The 13,260-nt window shown below is 65.9% G+C and carries 17 protein-coding genes and 1 pseudogene; 9 read left to right on the top strand and 9 right to left on the bottom strand.

The genetic code is table 11. The annotated features are described in order from the left end of the window. Positions 1-123: 123 nt before the first annotated feature. Positions 124-771 carry an SOS response-associated peptidase gene (locus FV223_RS08770; protein ID WP_147726464.1) on the bottom strand — a complete coding sequence of 216 codons (648 nt, stop codon included), beginning with the start codon at positions 769-771 and terminating at the stop codon, positions 124-126. Between the two features lie 136 nt (positions 772-907). Between FV223_RS08770 and FV223_RS08765 the strand changes: the two genes are divergently transcribed. After that, on the top strand, positions 908-1,939 hold the full coding sequence (locus tag FV223_RS08765) for a fumarylacetoacetate hydrolase family protein (RefSeq protein ID WP_147726462.1): 1,032 nt from the start codon (positions 908-910) through the stop codon (positions 1,937-1,939). Between the two features lie 34 nt (positions 1,940-1,973). Here FV223_RS08765 and FV223_RS32385 read toward each other — a convergent pair whose 3' ends face one another. Next, the gene (locus FV223_RS32385) at positions 1,974-2,105 is read right to left on the bottom strand and encodes a hypothetical protein (RefSeq protein ID WP_279593219.1); all 132 of its coding nucleotides are present in this window, start codon (positions 2,103-2,105) and stop codon (positions 1,974-1,976) included. Between the two features lie 46 nt (positions 2,106-2,151). On the opposite strand from FV223_RS32385, the gene FV223_RS08760 reads away from it, so the two are divergent. Further along, complete coding sequence (locus tag FV223_RS08760; protein WP_147726460.1) at positions 2,152-2,394, top strand: hypothetical protein; 243 nt, start codon at positions 2,152-2,154, stop codon at positions 2,392-2,394. A 158-nt stretch (positions 2,395-2,552) separates the two neighbouring features. Here the strand turns inward: FV223_RS08760 and FV223_RS08755 are convergent, their stop codons facing one another. Further along, positions 2,553-2,810, bottom strand: a complete 258-nt coding sequence (locus FV223_RS08755) for a hypothetical protein (RefSeq protein WP_147726458.1) — start codon at positions 2,808-2,810, stop codon at positions 2,553-2,555. A 258-nt stretch (positions 2,811-3,068) separates the two neighbouring features. Between FV223_RS08755 and FV223_RS08750 the strand changes: the two genes are divergently transcribed. Both FV223_RS08750 and FV223_RS31665 read left to right on the top strand, forming a co-directional pair. Beyond that, on the top strand, positions 3,069-3,254 hold the full coding sequence (locus FV223_RS08750) for a hypothetical protein (protein ID WP_147726456.1): 186 nt from the start codon (positions 3,069-3,071) through the stop codon (positions 3,252-3,254). A 450-nt stretch (positions 3,255-3,704) separates the two neighbouring features. Continuing rightward, positions 3,705-3,920: a hypothetical protein gene (locus FV223_RS31665; protein ID WP_246687857.1), complete on the top strand. Its 216-nt coding sequence runs from the start codon at positions 3,705-3,707 to the stop codon at positions 3,918-3,920. 69 nt (positions 3,921-3,989) lie between these two features. On the opposite strand, the gene FV223_RS08740 is transcribed toward FV223_RS31665, so the two are convergent. Continuing rightward, the gene (locus tag FV223_RS08740; RefSeq protein WP_147726454.1) at positions 3,990-4,199 is read right to left on the bottom strand and encodes a cold-shock protein; all 210 of its coding nucleotides are present in this window, start codon (positions 4,197-4,199) and stop codon (positions 3,990-3,992) included. 147 nt (positions 4,200-4,346) lie between these two features. After that, the gene (locus tag FV223_RS08735; protein WP_147726453.1) at positions 4,347-4,574 is read right to left on the bottom strand and encodes a hypothetical protein; all 228 of its coding nucleotides are present in this window, start codon (positions 4,572-4,574) and stop codon (positions 4,347-4,349) included. A gap of 1,188 nt (positions 4,575-5,762) precedes the next feature. On the opposite strand from FV223_RS08735, the gene FV223_RS08730 reads away from it, so the two are divergent. Further along, positions 5,763-5,990: a hypothetical protein gene (locus FV223_RS08730; RefSeq protein ID WP_147726451.1), complete on the top strand. Its 228-nt coding sequence runs from the start codon at positions 5,763-5,765 to the stop codon at positions 5,988-5,990. An 18-nt stretch (positions 5,991-6,008) separates the two neighbouring features. Here the strand turns inward: FV223_RS08730 and FV223_RS08725 are convergent, their stop codons facing one another. Continuing rightward, positions 6,009-6,350, bottom strand: a complete 342-nt coding sequence (locus FV223_RS08725) for a hypothetical protein (RefSeq protein WP_147726449.1) — start codon at positions 6,348-6,350, stop codon at positions 6,009-6,011. Between the two features lie 6 nt (positions 6,351-6,356). Beyond that, positions 6,357-6,572: a hypothetical protein gene (locus FV223_RS08720; RefSeq protein ID WP_147726447.1), complete on the bottom strand. Its 216-nt coding sequence runs from the start codon at positions 6,570-6,572 to the stop codon at positions 6,357-6,359. A gap of 161 nt (positions 6,573-6,733) precedes the next feature. Here FV223_RS08720 and FV223_RS08715 point away from each other — a divergent pair, with 161 nt between their 5' ends. Continuing rightward, positions 6,734-6,976, top strand: a complete 243-nt coding sequence (locus FV223_RS08715; protein WP_147726446.1) for a hypothetical protein — start codon at positions 6,734-6,736, stop codon at positions 6,974-6,976. 1,425 nt (positions 6,977-8,401) lie between these two features. Here FV223_RS08715 and dps read toward each other — a convergent pair. After that, positions 8,402-8,953, bottom strand: a complete 552-nt coding sequence (gene dps / locus FV223_RS08705) for a DNA starvation/stationary phase protection protein Dps (RefSeq protein WP_147726444.1) — start codon at positions 8,951-8,953, stop codon at positions 8,402-8,404. A gap of 344 nt (positions 8,954-9,297) precedes the next feature. Between dps and FV223_RS08700 the strand changes: the two genes are divergently transcribed. The 3 genes from FV223_RS08700 to FV223_RS08685 all read left to right on the top strand — a co-directional run bounded on the left by FV223_RS08700 (position 9,298) and on the right by FV223_RS08685 (position 12,136). Then, complete coding sequence (locus tag FV223_RS08700) at positions 9,298-9,591, top strand: hypothetical protein (protein ID WP_147726442.1); 294 nt, start codon at positions 9,298-9,300, stop codon at positions 9,589-9,591. A 181-nt stretch (positions 9,592-9,772) separates the two neighbouring features. Further along, positions 9,773-10,696, top strand: a complete 924-nt coding sequence (locus tag FV223_RS08695; RefSeq protein ID WP_147726440.1) for an alpha/beta hydrolase — start codon at positions 9,773-9,775, stop codon at positions 10,694-10,696. 195 nt (positions 10,697-10,891) lie between these two features. Then, complete coding sequence (locus FV223_RS08685; protein ID WP_246686371.1) at positions 10,892-12,136, top strand: divalent metal cation transporter; 1,245 nt, start codon at positions 10,892-10,894, stop codon at positions 12,134-12,136. 1,010 nt (positions 12,137-13,146) lie between these two features. On the opposite strand, the pseudogene FV223_RS31660 reads toward FV223_RS08685, so the two are convergent. Continuing rightward, positions 13,147-13,260, bottom strand: a pseudogene (locus FV223_RS31660) (porin family protein); the annotation flags it as partial.

The following is a 13,260-nucleotide window of genomic DNA, read 5'->3' as shown; positions in this document are numbered from 1 at the left end:
CGGACGGGGTCGGGGAGGCGGAAGCAGCGGGGCGATCTCGTCCCAGAGATCGTCGGGAAGAAGTGCGCGGGCCATGAAACACCAACGCACATCAACGCTCAGGGTGCCGTTCTGTTAGGCGCTCTAAGTCCCATCGCTCCGCTTGCCGCGGGCGACCTCGCGCATGGCCTCGTCCGGCAGCGGCCGCTGAAGCTGCAATGCCTCCACCACCGGCGCCTCCAGCCACGTGCGCCACTCCTCCGGCGTGGTCAGCAGCGCCGGCATCGCCTTCGGATGCACCGGCCCGACGACGCCGTTCGCCTCCGTCGTGAGGAAGGCGTAGAGCCGGTGTTCCTCCTCGACGGGCTCGTCGCGCTTCGGGCCGCGCACGCCCGTCCACGGTCGCCAGATCCCGGCGAAGGCGAACAGCGGCCGGTCCTCGTCGAGCGCGAACCACACCGGCGTCTTGCGCGGCTTGGTGTCCGCGTACTCGCTGAACGAGGACACCGGCACGAGGCAGCGCTGCTCCGGCTTCAGCCACGGGCGCCAGTAGGGCGACCTCACGTTCCGCACGTTCGTGACCGGGTGCTGCGGCCCCTTGCTCGACGGCGAGGGGAAGCCCCAGCGCATCATCGCCAACGCGCGCTCGCCCTCGGCCAAACGCACCACCGGCGCCATCTGGTCAGGGAAGATCGCCGGCAGCGGCGGCAGGTTGCCGGTCTCGTCGCGCTCGACCCCGAAGGCCTTGCGGATCGCGTCCTGACCCCTGTCGAGGCTGTAGAGGTTGCACATCCCGACATCGTGCGCCGCCAAAGCGCGAAAGAGCAAGGCACGCTGCGCGAGCCCGATTGCATCCCGCATCATATGAATTCAAAATTCGCTCGCGCGACTTGCCCCGATGAAGGGCGAGCGCTGCGGAGGACCATCGATGAGCACTCGGCGCGACTTCCTGCATCTCACGGCCGCCGCGACGGCGGTCGGGGCCCTGGTCGGGTCAGCCTCGGCGCAGGCGCCAGCCTCGGGTCCGGGGCATCCGATACCCCCGCCGAGCGGAGAGGCTCTGCGTCTCGTCACCTTCGCACCCGACGCGGGCAGCACGCCGCGGCTCGGTGTGGTCCGCTCGGACGGGCGCGTCGTCGACCTGACGCAGGTTGGAGTGCCGGGCGTGGATCCGGCGCAGATGGTCTCGCTCATCACGGCAGGACCGGCCGCGCTTGATGCCGTGCGCCGGGCCGCGGCCGCCGGGGATGGCCCGCAGGTCGAGACGGTGCGGCTGCTGGCGCCGATCCCGGCACCGACGCGCAACATCTACGCGGTCGGCTGGAACTACCTGGAGCACTTCGCCGAGGGTCAGGCCGTCCGGGGGACGAACGCCGAGTACCCCGCCCATCCCGTGTTCTTCACCAAGGGCGTCAACACGATCAACGGCCCCTACGACCCGATCCCCTACGATGCTTCGGTGTCGACGGCGATCGACTGGGAGGTCGAGCTCGCCGTCATCATCGGCACGGGCGGACGCAACATCACAGAAGCCGACGCGATGGCCCACGTGTTCGGCTACAGCGTCATCAACGACACCACGGCGCGCGACATGCAGATCAAGCTGCACGGCGGGCAGTGGTTCAAGGGGAAGAGCCTGGACGGGTACGGACCGATCGGCCCGTGGATCGTGCCTGCATCCGACCTCGATCCCTCGAATCTCCGTCTCCTGACCCGCGTCAACGGCGTGGTGAAACAGGACGCCTCGACCGCTCAGATGTACTTCAAGGTCGCCCGCATCATCGCCGAGCTGTCGCACGGCCTCACCCTCGTGCCCGGCGACATCATCGCCACCGGCACGCCCCCCGGCATCGGCAACGCGCGCAAGCCGCCCGAATTCCTCAAGCCGGGCGATGTGATGGAGACGGAGATCGTCGGCCTCGGCACCCTGCGCAACGTGATCCAGGCCGTCCCGGCGTAAGTGGTGCACCCTCGATCGAGAGGCGGGCGCTCGATCAGCCGGCCACCGCGATCGGCAGCGCGCCGACCTGCGTCGTGGGGCGCGGCGTCCGCATCTCGAACTTCGTGCCCCAAATCCGCACGGCCTCAAGGTCGGCACGGGTCAGCAGAACGCTGCCAACCGTCATGGGGTCCGGCACGCAACGATTTTGCAACGCAACACGTTGGCTTGGTATGCCAAGCGTCACCCCCTTCGAAATCACGATCTTAGCGGCCGGCGCTCAGCGTACCCTGTTCGCCTCGACCGAGCGGGAGGCGGCTCTGATGGCCGAGTCGGTGCTGCGTCGTCTGGACGGTAAGCCTGCCCTTATCGGTTTCTGGATCGACGCCCCGGATCGGGGCGCCCTGAAGCGCCTGGGAGCCTACCTCGGAAATGTGCTCGTCGAGATGACGGGTACGGGTGAGGTGCTGGTATAGGCGGCGTGTTCAAGAACGCCGCCGACGAGACCGGCGAGCTGGAAGGCGCAACGCTCCTTGGGCAGTTCGGCGAGGTGCCGGAGGATTTCGCCGAGAGCCTGCGGGGCGGATAACGGTACGGGAAACCCGCCCGATGGACCGGGCGGGTTGTCGCGAGGCTAGGGATTTCCGGCGTCGCCGCCGCCCTGCGCTTGGTCCTTGTCATCCCCCAGCCGATTGGCCGAGTGATCCTGGTACTGCTCGGTCTGCACGGTCTTGCTGTCCAGGCCGCGCTCATCCCCATGCTGGGCCTTGTCGCGATTGCTGAGCACCGCGTTGTCCTCGATCACGCCTTCCGGCAACTCGGTCATCGCTCCCGAGCCCGATCCCTTGCCATGGCTTCCAGGGTGCATGCCGTGCTTGCCTGCATTCGCCATCGTCGCTCTCCTGTCGTTCCAGGGGGCGGATCGATACGCCCCCGCCGGATGAGCAGGGCAAACCGATCGCTGCAGGGCTCGTTCCTGTGGCACGTGAACGCGTACGGTTCGGCCCCGCCCCGGTCTGCTCACGGGACGGGGGGAATCCCGGATCTCACCGCGTCTCGACGACGCCGTCGCTGGGGCTATCCTGCCGGGATGCGACGAGCGTCTGGCACGGTAACGGCTTGGCAACCGCACGCGCATGAAAATCGCGGCATGCCGACCTTGTCCGCCCCGCGCCTACTCACCTTCCTCGCTTCCGCGGTGCTGATCGGCCTGGCGGTCGCCAGCCTCTACACGAAGGTCCCGATGGTCGGGCGCACGGTGCTCGTGCACCGGCAGTGGTTCTTCATCGGCGCCTACGCTCTGCTCGCGCTCGGGGTGACGACCAAGAGCCTTTGAACCACCCGCCGGGTCGACACGACCGCAGGTCCCGCTAAGTCGACGCTGCGAGGGTCTCCATGAGGCTTGCCGCGCGGGGTGAGCCACGGCCTCGCGGAGGTGGGCCTGCATTCTCAGCGCGTAGCTCAGAAGCTGCCCGACGTGATCCTCGATCGGATCGCAGACCTTCACGCACCGCATCGGGAACGGAACGATTTGACCCCGAAGCACCACCCGACCACACCGGCCGTAGGTGCCCTTGTTCCAGGCCGAACATGTGGACCGTGCACGGCTTGCTGCCGGGTTCCCGCGATCGAGGTGCTTGCCAAGCCTGCGGGCGTCCTCTGTCGGCATAGCACTGGGACGGCGTGCGGGATCTATCAGGATCGCCCTGAGGTGTGCGTGCGGTGGTACTGTCTCTGGCGCAAGATCGGCGCATTGCCGAACGCGCTGAGGCCAGACCGATCAGGGGTGATCTTCGCGATCGAGGGCAGTGCGCCTTGCGCGAATGGTCTCGAAGGGGCCTGCGTCGTGGGTCGCGCCGTGGAAGGAGCGGGTGCTATCGGGAGTGCGGAAGCGACCGAGGCGTTCGCTATGTTCGTCCGCGAAGGGTCGTTGCCGGTGTGGAAGGTGTCCAACCGTAAGGCGACCCTGATGCGCCCCGATCAGCGCATCCAAGCACTGTAGATTCGGGGCGCCGACTCTGCCGGAGGCGGGCTTTTCAGGTGCTTTGCCCATCCCCCGGACGGGACAGTTTTAGGCTGCCTTCAGATTGCCGGCAGACAGCTTGCCGCTGCGCTTGTCGGTCTCTTCCTCATAAGAGACCTTCTGGCCCTCGACCAGGTTTTGCATCCCGGCGCGCTCGACGGCCGAGATGTGAACGAACACATCCTTGCCGCCGTCATTCGGCTCGATGAAGCCGTAGCCCTTGGTCTCGTTGAACCACTTAACGGTGCCGATGCTCATAGAAGTTCCTAGACGTCTCGGGCGCACCAAAGCGGGGCGCTCGCAGGCCAAACGGATGGCCCTCACGCGACGTTCCAAAGAGCGAAGCCCGCCGCGGCGGTGCCGGGCGGGCTGAGCCTCGTCAAGGCCATACGGGCCCGAACTGGTTTACATGCCGTGGCGCATCATGCCCCGACGATGCATGCGGTGGCGCATCATCGGCCGGCGCATCATACGACGATGCATCATCCGGCGCTCCATGCGGACATTCGTCACCAGCTCGGCGGGTGCGGCCACAGCGGCGGACGGGCCCATCGGTGCAGCGGAGGCGGACGTGGAGAGCGACGCTGCGCCGAGCGCGGCGAACAGGGCGGCGGCAATGATGGATGAGCGCAAGATGGTTCTCCTCGCATGCCGCCAGAAGCGACAGCCTTCTCCCGTCGGTCGACCGGAGAATGGAAGAACCAAGCTCAAGCTCGTTTCGATCCGTTCGATCGTGGACCCGTAAGCGCGTGGAATGCGCAGCCGGGCACCTCGGATATTCCTCCGGTCCAAAAGGCCGATCGGCGACGCTTCACCGACACCATGGCGCTGCTCCACACCAGCGCATAGGCGTGGGCGGTATCGAGCCCGTTGTGATGGGATCTCCGTCTCCCACCCGCCTCGCCACCTGATCCGGGGGCCGGTTGATCTGCATCAGCATGACGGCCGCAAAGCAGCAGAGGGCCAGCGACGTGATCCAGAGAAGGGCTCGTGCGGTCCGCTTGGTACGCTTCGACATGCCCGCGAAGGTGTCGGCCGGCGGTTAGCAGGCGCTTAATGGAACGCTGAAGGCGAAGCAGGCCGGTCCTCCGATCCGATCACGGCGGATGGGTGCGTCGTTCATCGCACCGGCCATCCGGTCCTGAGCCCGGCTTGCTGGGAAGGTGCCCGTGATCCGTTGCCAGCCGGTCGATCAGCAGAGGCGGCCGGGCCGGCATACGTCTGCGTACCCGGTGTTGGTATAGTGCCGGCGAACAGGGAAGGCGCTGCCCGGCGCAGGCGGCCCTCTTGAGCCCCTCGGCGATCCGCCGGCTCGATCACGCCTTGAACGCTGTACGCGCCGAGGCCCTATATGTCGGGCATGATCACCTTCACGCCGAACCCGCATACGATACGGATCAACCCGTCCAAGTCGGAGCCAGGACGCTTCGACTGGACGATCATGAAGGATGATTTGGTCGTACGCCAATCGATCCGATCTTTCGGATCACAGGGGGCATCTGAGGCAAGTGCCGATACGGCATTTCGAGAGATAACAGCCCTTTGGCAGACTGCGCGGTAAGTCCAGGACGAGCCGAAAGTACCGATTGGGACGCTCGGTTCACGACGGTACCTGCCGCCTAGACGCCCGCACGGTGGCGGCGACCGCTTTTGTTTGTCGCGACGTGCTCGCGGCACCGCGCAACGACGACCTCATGCGCGCCGCCCCACCATCGGCGTGCCGGCGGCCCCGATGCCCGCCAGGATCTTGCTCAATCTCAGCTGAAATCCTCAGGATCCTTTGGAGTTATTTTCTCTGTACCCGATTGCCTCCGCGAGGCGTTGTCCCTTCAGAACCAGCAAAATGAGGCGATCATGCGAGAAATCGCGCTGCCGTCCATGCCGGTGTACGTTGGTCTATGTCTTATGATCCTGGGAATGGAAGCGGAGCACTTGGCCTGTCGCCGATGGCGCATGGCACAGCATTCCAAGGAACTCGATATCCGGGTGGTGCTGGGCTTCAGCCTACCCCTGGCAGGGTTCCTCCTGATGTGGCTCGGACGTGCCTGATCTGAACTCGCTGCCGGATCACGGAATCGAACATGCAAGGAGCGTTTTATGCCTCAGCAACCGAGCCTCGCGGATCAGCGATCTCACAGGGCTGACGATGCCGGGTGTTCCCCTGTAGCCGAAAGGGATGCCGAAGCCGACGATACGTTGGCGCAAGCTCGTATCGAAAAACATCGTGAAGCCGCCAACCACGTTCGCATGACGGTCACGGGCAACGCTGCGAACGCCGAGAAGGGCGACAGCGGAAAGGACGATCAGTGAGGCATGCGCTTGAAGGCCCGACATCAAGCGTTCACCGGTCGTCGAAGCCAAAGCCTGCAAGTTGATCGCCACGGCTGGCAGGATCGAGGGCGGGAACATCCAGCGTCACGCCGTCCCGACATCGTGGCCTATGGAAGACCAAAGCGCTTCCAAGAGCCTCGACCGCTGGTCGGAAAAGCCGGAATTCATTTCGGTGATCCGGAGGATCGCCTCGTCGACCGCATCCAGTCCTCCGATGGCGTGAATGCTTTCACCGATTGTGCGAAGCTGCGCCGCGATCGTCGCCGAGGCCGACTCATTCAAGAACGGTGTGTGGCCCACTTCGGTATCGTCGAAGCGGTTCCACTCGATCTGTCGCAGAAGGGCATCGACAGCGCAGTCCTGATTGGTCGCGATGTGGTCCTGCTCCTGAATTGCCTGAGGCCTTCGACCGAAATTGTAGGGCTTTGGAGCGACCCTCCCCGCTCTTAAGGATCAGATGAATGGACGTCGTTCTCACACCGACAGGGTCGGCCGGCAAGGCATGGGATCTCAAAGATCGGCTGGGACGGAGCCTCGGCAAGATCACAAGGCCGAAGGATACCGACGATTTCCAGATCCAGCCGGATGAGGCGGGCCTTCTCGTGACTGTGAAACGCGCGCACGCCTCCCTCGACGCCGCGATGTCGGCCATCGCAAGCGTCGCCAATGGCGCGTGCACGCTGGACAGCCAGGATTGGGGTTAGGGCTCAAAGCGCGAGATACGCATGTTCGAGCCATGAGACGCGATACATTTGAATGCGGCTCGGCTCGGCGCGGCCGTTCGTTCCGTCCCTTCGGCCAGCCTCGTTCCTGCTGGCGAGCTGATCCGGACGGTGACTTTCGTCCGGCTCCGCGCCTTCTCCTCACGGAACCGGCTGCCGGAACCACCTCCGATTTCGGAGATGAACTTCAGACCCGCACGCTCGAAGGCTCCTGGCATCGGTCGGCTCCGCGTTTCGCCCCGTGGACGATCTGCTGAGGCAGCGAAGGAAGCGGAAGGTCGTGCTCGTCCAGCAGGAAGGCTGCGCTGAGTAGCGCCCGGATATGTTGCTCGGGACTGGCCGACTCATGATCTGCGCGTCCAGCACCTGATCGGCGAGGAGGCCGGCAAGGCGGGAGACCTCGGACAGGCGTTCCCAGGGCTGCCGTCGTCGTCTCGACCGAAAGCGCCGAGCGCTTCGCCGCCACCGTCGCCCCGCTGGTCAACCGCGACGGCACCTTCGACCGCTCCGCCATCAAGCGCGCCGCGATCCGTTCGGCTCAGGCCCGCATGGAAGTGACTGGCGACGCCTGGGGCATGTGCATGTCCTATGCGCTCGCGGGCGCCTGGGCCGGCGCCAAGGTCCTCCCGCGCCGACCGCGCGCATCGCGGTCGGACCGATGGCCTCCGACCGGATCCGCTCCCCCGCCGTCCGCCTGCTGCACGCCCGGCAGGATCACGCGGTCTGCCTCCGCCTTGGGGCCTCCTACCGGCACCGGATCCGCGGCCGGCGAGACCGATCAGCGCGAGGCCCATGCCTGGGCGCTCGGCCTTGCCCGCCGCTGACGCCTCGTCGCTGCCGAACGGAGCGAGACGCGCTGATGGCCGACCTCGCCCGCCGCACCGTTTCTCGGTGCCTTCCTGCCTCTCGTAGCCGCACGGATGCCTGCCATCGCCTCTGACGGCGTGCTGCCGGTCGCGGCGGCCGAGCGCGCGGTGATCCCGTTCGCACCTCTCCCTTGGGGCGGCCGGGGCAACGATCTGGCTGCCGCTACCGTGGCTTGAGGTCATGGCGGGACAGTAAGGCAGGCGCGTTGGCGCTTCGCTCAGCGGCACAGCGGCAGCCCAGCACCAGGCAGGCAGGGGCCGCCGACAATCGGGCAGCCCCCCATGCTCTCGAACGTGGCCTGCCGCGCGAGTCGCTGCGGAGCGACACTGGCGAATGTGGCTCCCGCCGAGAGGCAGATCAGGCTGAGAGCGAACATCGTGCTCTCACCGCTTCCTCGGCGCACCGGACACGGGCAGGACGATCGACCCGGCACGAAGCCGCCCGGCATCGATGTGTCGAGACCGCCAAGATCGCATCGCTCATCTGAGGGATGCGATCTTGGCTCTCGTGCCGGCGTCAGCCGAATCGCCGTATCGCGCCTCAGCGCTTGCCGTCGTGATCACCATCGCGCATCGCGCCAGTTGGCTCCTGGACATGAGCTTCGAGGAACCAGAGCTGCTTATCGACGCCGCGCGAGACCTCAGTGAAGAGGTCCGCCGTGCCGGCATCGCCCGCCTCGTCGGTGTCGTCGATGTTTTGGCGGACGGCGTTCGCATAGACCGCATAGCGATCGATCAGCGCCGCAAGATGGTCTGCGATCCGATAGGCGTCGAGCGGATACGGTGCGAGCTGCGAGCCAGCGGCCACCGCGGTCGCCGTGCCCCGCGCCGTGCCGCCGAGCTGCGTGATGCGCTCGGCAACCTTGTCGTTGTAATCGTCGAGTTCGGTACGGAACCCATCCAGCATCAGGTGGATGCCGATGAACTGCGGACCCTTCAGGTTCCAGTGGGCCTGCTTGACCGCCAGCGCCAAGTCGATGCCGTCCGCGAGCCGGGCGTTGAGCGCGTCGGTCGAGACCTGCTTCGCGTTGGACTTGGTGCCGTTCTGGGTCTCGTGGAGGCGCTGCCCCTGGGAGGCGTTCGTGTCGGCCATGGTAGGTCCCTTCAAGTTTCAGCAACAGCCGGAAGGCGCTCTGCAGCAGCCTAGGCGACAGCGTCTGGGATGCGCGCGATGAGCGCTCGCTCCCTTCAAGACCGCCATCGGGCGCCGGTTCCTCTGCAACGATCGAACGACGGTGCTGGGCACCGTGGGTGGCTAGAATTACCGCGCTGCTCGGCGAGCAGGAGCCGGATGAAGAGGCCGAGCCTCGGGCGATCCTCGTGGGGCGACTTCAAGCCGAATGCGGGCTAAAGGCTGCATGCAGGCGCCGATGCGATTGCACGGCGCCTCAGCTGGCGGGCACAGGCTCGCCATCCTCCACCCTTACGGAGACCGGATTGAAAGAGCCCGAGCAAGGCAGTCCTGAAGCCATCTACGTCTCAGCCATGGTCGGAGAGATGATGCGTCGCGTCCTCGATGACGCCCTTCTCGACCTCGCCAAAGCGAAAGGGCCGAGCTACCTTGACACATTCCTTGAACGTGAACTCGCACGTTACAGCGACCTGTTCCGCGAGCGGGTGGACGACAGGCCCGAGACCACGGATGCGTTGCGAGCTTGGTTCCTCGTGGATGGACAGACAGCCCTACGGGAAGTTGTCGCTCGCGCTATGACCGCTGCGAACCGCGAGTAGTCAGTCTGAGATAGCGCCGCAGCCGATGCCGGATAGGGCGCACTCGGGAAGCGGGTTCCCATGATGCTGGACCTGCTACAGCAGCTCCCGGGGCCTCACTCCGAAACGTCCCCCGGATGATTTCGCTTCACCGCTGCATGGGTCTTGCTTGCAAGGCTCCACCTCGCCGCGCTGGATCACCATGCTCGACCGCCGCTCCTTGATCCTCGCTGCCGGCGCGAGCGCGATCGCGACCAGCGTTTGCGCTCAGCCACGGTCCGAGCGCTTGCGGCTTTGGCCCAGCGCCCCACCGGGTGGGGGCGGCCCGATGGGGACCCAACAGGCCGAGATCGATGGGGCCGCCTTCAACATATCCGAGCCCCTGCTGGACATCTTCATTCCGCCCAAGCCGAACGGTGCCGCGGCACTCGTCGTCGGCGGCGGCGGTTATCGACGCATCGGCCTGGTCAAGGAGGCCTATCCGGCCGCAGGCTGGCTGACCGACATCGGGGTGACGGCCTTCGTCCTCACCTACCGCCTACCCAACGAGGGCTGGGCCGACGGCACCTTGGTTCCCCTGCAGGACGCGCAACGGGCCATGCGGACGATGCGCTCGCGGGCGGAGGCGATGGGGCTCGACCGGCAGCGGATGGGGGTCGTCGGCTTCTCGGCGGGCGGACATCTCGCCGGCACGCTCGCGATGCGTGCCGGCCTACGCACCTACGCGCCGGTGGACGAGATCGATCGGCAGTTGGCCCGTCCCGACTTCGCGGCCCTGATCTATCCGGTCGTCACGCTGGAGCCGCCTTACGACAACACGGGCACCCGGCGGAACCTCGTCGGCGAGCAGCCGAAGCCCGAAGCGCGGACCGCCTGGTCGCTCCAGACACAGTTGCGTCCGGGCTGCCCGCCGCTCTTCCTCGTGCAGACCGACGACGATCCCGTGATCAGTCCGGAGAACAGCCGCATCCTCGACACGGCCTGTCGGCACATGAGCGTCCCGGTCGAGTTCCACCGCTTCAGCAAGGGCGGCCATGGTTTCGGCATTGGGGAGCCGGGCACGCCCGCAAGCGTCTGGCCCACCCTGTGTCATGCGTGGCTCCAGACCCTCGACATGCTGAGTTGAAGGCTGAACGTCGCTTCCGGTGCGCTGATCTCATCCAGATCAGGGGATCATCCGGGCACCGCGATCCGCGAATGGTCGTCGGCTGCATCGGCCGGGCGAACGCGCTCAAGGGGCCCTGGGGGAGCGGGTTTCTGTGACGCACCATGGTTTACTGGGACGCTCGGAACCCGCCTTGACCGTTCCGGTTGCAATGCCGTGCCCGACACCGCTTACCTGCCCCGCATATCCGCGTTTCTCAAGGCCGCAGGACCCGGCCTTGTCGTGATGCTCGCCGACACCGATGTCGGGAGCCTGATCACCGCCGCGCAGAGCGGAGCGCGTTGGGGCTATTCCCTGCTTCTGCTGCAACTCCTGCTCGTGCCGATCCTCTACATCGTTCAGGAACTCACCGTCCGCCTCGGCACGGCGACAGGCCGTGGTCACGGCGCGCTAATCCGAGAGCATTTCGGACCCGCTTGGGCCTGGATTTCATTTGGCGGTCTCGTCGTGGCCGGTATCGGAGCCATCGTCACCGAGTTCTCGGGGATCGCCGGCATCGGTGACCTGTTCGGTGTGCCGCGGATCGTCAGCCTTGGTTTACCGGTGGCGATCCTGCTGTGGCTGGTGTTCACCGGGGGCTACCGGCGTGTCGAGGTGGTAGCCATCGCCGTCGGCTTGTTCGAACTCGTGTTCATCGGACTCGCTATTGCGGCCAAACCTGACCCAGGCGAAATCCTGGCCTCGTTCGCGCACATATCGCTAAACGACGGCGGCTTCCGGGTTCTCATCGCAGCCAATATCGGCGCAGTCATCATGCCATGGATGATCTTCTACCAGCAGTCGGCGATCGTCGATAAGGGCCTTGGCTGGCAACACGCACGCGACTCGCGCCTGGATACCCTCGTCGGTGCGATCATCTCGCAATGCGTGATGGGGGCGATCCTGATCGCGGCGGCTGCCACCATCGGGAAGGGCGGTCGCGGAACAGCCCAAGGGCTCGATACGGTCGGCCAACTAGCAGATGCCTTCACACCGGCGCTGGGCCCATGGCTCGGACACGTCGCCTTTGGGGTCGGCATCATCGCGGCGGCGTTCGTGGCACTCAACGTCGTCGCACTGTCGCTCGCCTGGGGCTTCGGCGACCTGACGGGCCGAGCGCACTCCCTCACCTTGTCGCCGCGTCAGGCACCAGCCTTCTACGGCGCCTTCACCTTAGTTGTGGTCGCAGGTGCGATCGGAGTGCAGCTCGTACCGAACCTTGTAGCGCTCAACGTCGCCGTAGAAGTGATGAACGCGCTCCTGCTGCCGCTGGCCCTCGGCTTCCTCATCCTGCTCGCCACCCGTGCCCTGCCGCCAGACCGGCGGGTCGAAGGCACCTACAAATGGGTGGTCTACGTCGTATCCGGCCTCACGATCGCCTTCGCGATGGTTGGTGTCCTCGATGGGGTTGGGCTGCTCTAGGGCGATCGCAACCCGATCTCGAAGCGGAGTCAGGGCCGCGCCGTCCACTCGTCCGCCGTCAGTTCCGGGCCGGTGACGCAGAGCATGCCGTTCGTCACGATGCCGAAGCCATCGGCGATCCACGCCTGCCAGTCCTCGACGTGGATCGTAGGAGGTGCTTGCCGCGGCGAGATTGCCGGGCCGCGTGGACGGAATGGCGCCGAACGATCGTCCCGCGAATGAGAACGGGGCGCCGGCCCGGGAGCCGGGACTGTTCTCGACACGCAATCGCGCGATCGAGAGCACGTTGAGCACCATCCAAGGCGTCGCGGATCCGCCCGGCTCGGATCATCGGTATGCCAAAGCGGGCTCGCGCCGTGCGGGCGAGGGTTGCGACCTCGGGAGAGGCGGAGCCGGTCAGACGGTTCATGAGCCCAGAAGCGGCGGCACCGGCGGCCGGAATGGCTGCATCGAAAGCCCCTCCTACCATTGCGCCCGTCAGCGCATTCCCCGCCACGTCGCATGTCCGACACTACGCTCGCCGGATTGCAGGTCGCACCGGGACGCGTCAGGGTCCGCCGTGACCTGACGCCGTTATGGTCTCCGCGCCTTGAACCTGCTGTCGGTCCCGTAGGTCGCCACGGCCTCGGCTGGGATGCGGTACAGCTTCCCGCCCTACTCATGCATTGCCGGCGATGCGGCAGCAGCAGATGGGACATTGGAAAGCGGCGGATCGGACTACAGCGCAGCGGTGAGCGGGGATAACCTTTGAAGCCCGGCAAAAGCTATACCACACCTATTGCGTTCGATCCGACTTCGGATAGAATAGAATTCGTTCCAGTCCATCTAGAATTAAACAACTCAAGCGCGCCCTAAAAGGCGCGCTTTTTTGTTTCTTGCCCCGATTTTTAGACGGTCGGGTTCGGAAAACGACAAACGCCCCAGGAGGTCTCTACTGGGGCGTTGTTTGATCGACCGACCCATCCAACCGAACCGCGGCTCTGGGCGAGCCGCGGCCGATCCGGCAGGTCCTAGTACGAGCCGAACTTGTAGTTCAGGCCGGCGCGCACGACGGCGAACTCGGTGCTGTTGTTGCGGTTCAGGCCGCTCTGCACGACGGTCACGCCCGGCGAGGTCAGGGTCAC

Origin of the sequence: Methylobacterium sp. WL116, assembly GCF_008039455.1 — a bacterium.
GTDB lineage: Bacteria > Pseudomonadota > Alphaproteobacteria > Rhizobiales > Beijerinckiaceae > Methylobacterium.
The sequence above is the reverse complement of the archived record's forward strand: the minus strand, read 5'-3'. Positions and strand labels throughout refer to the sequence as shown.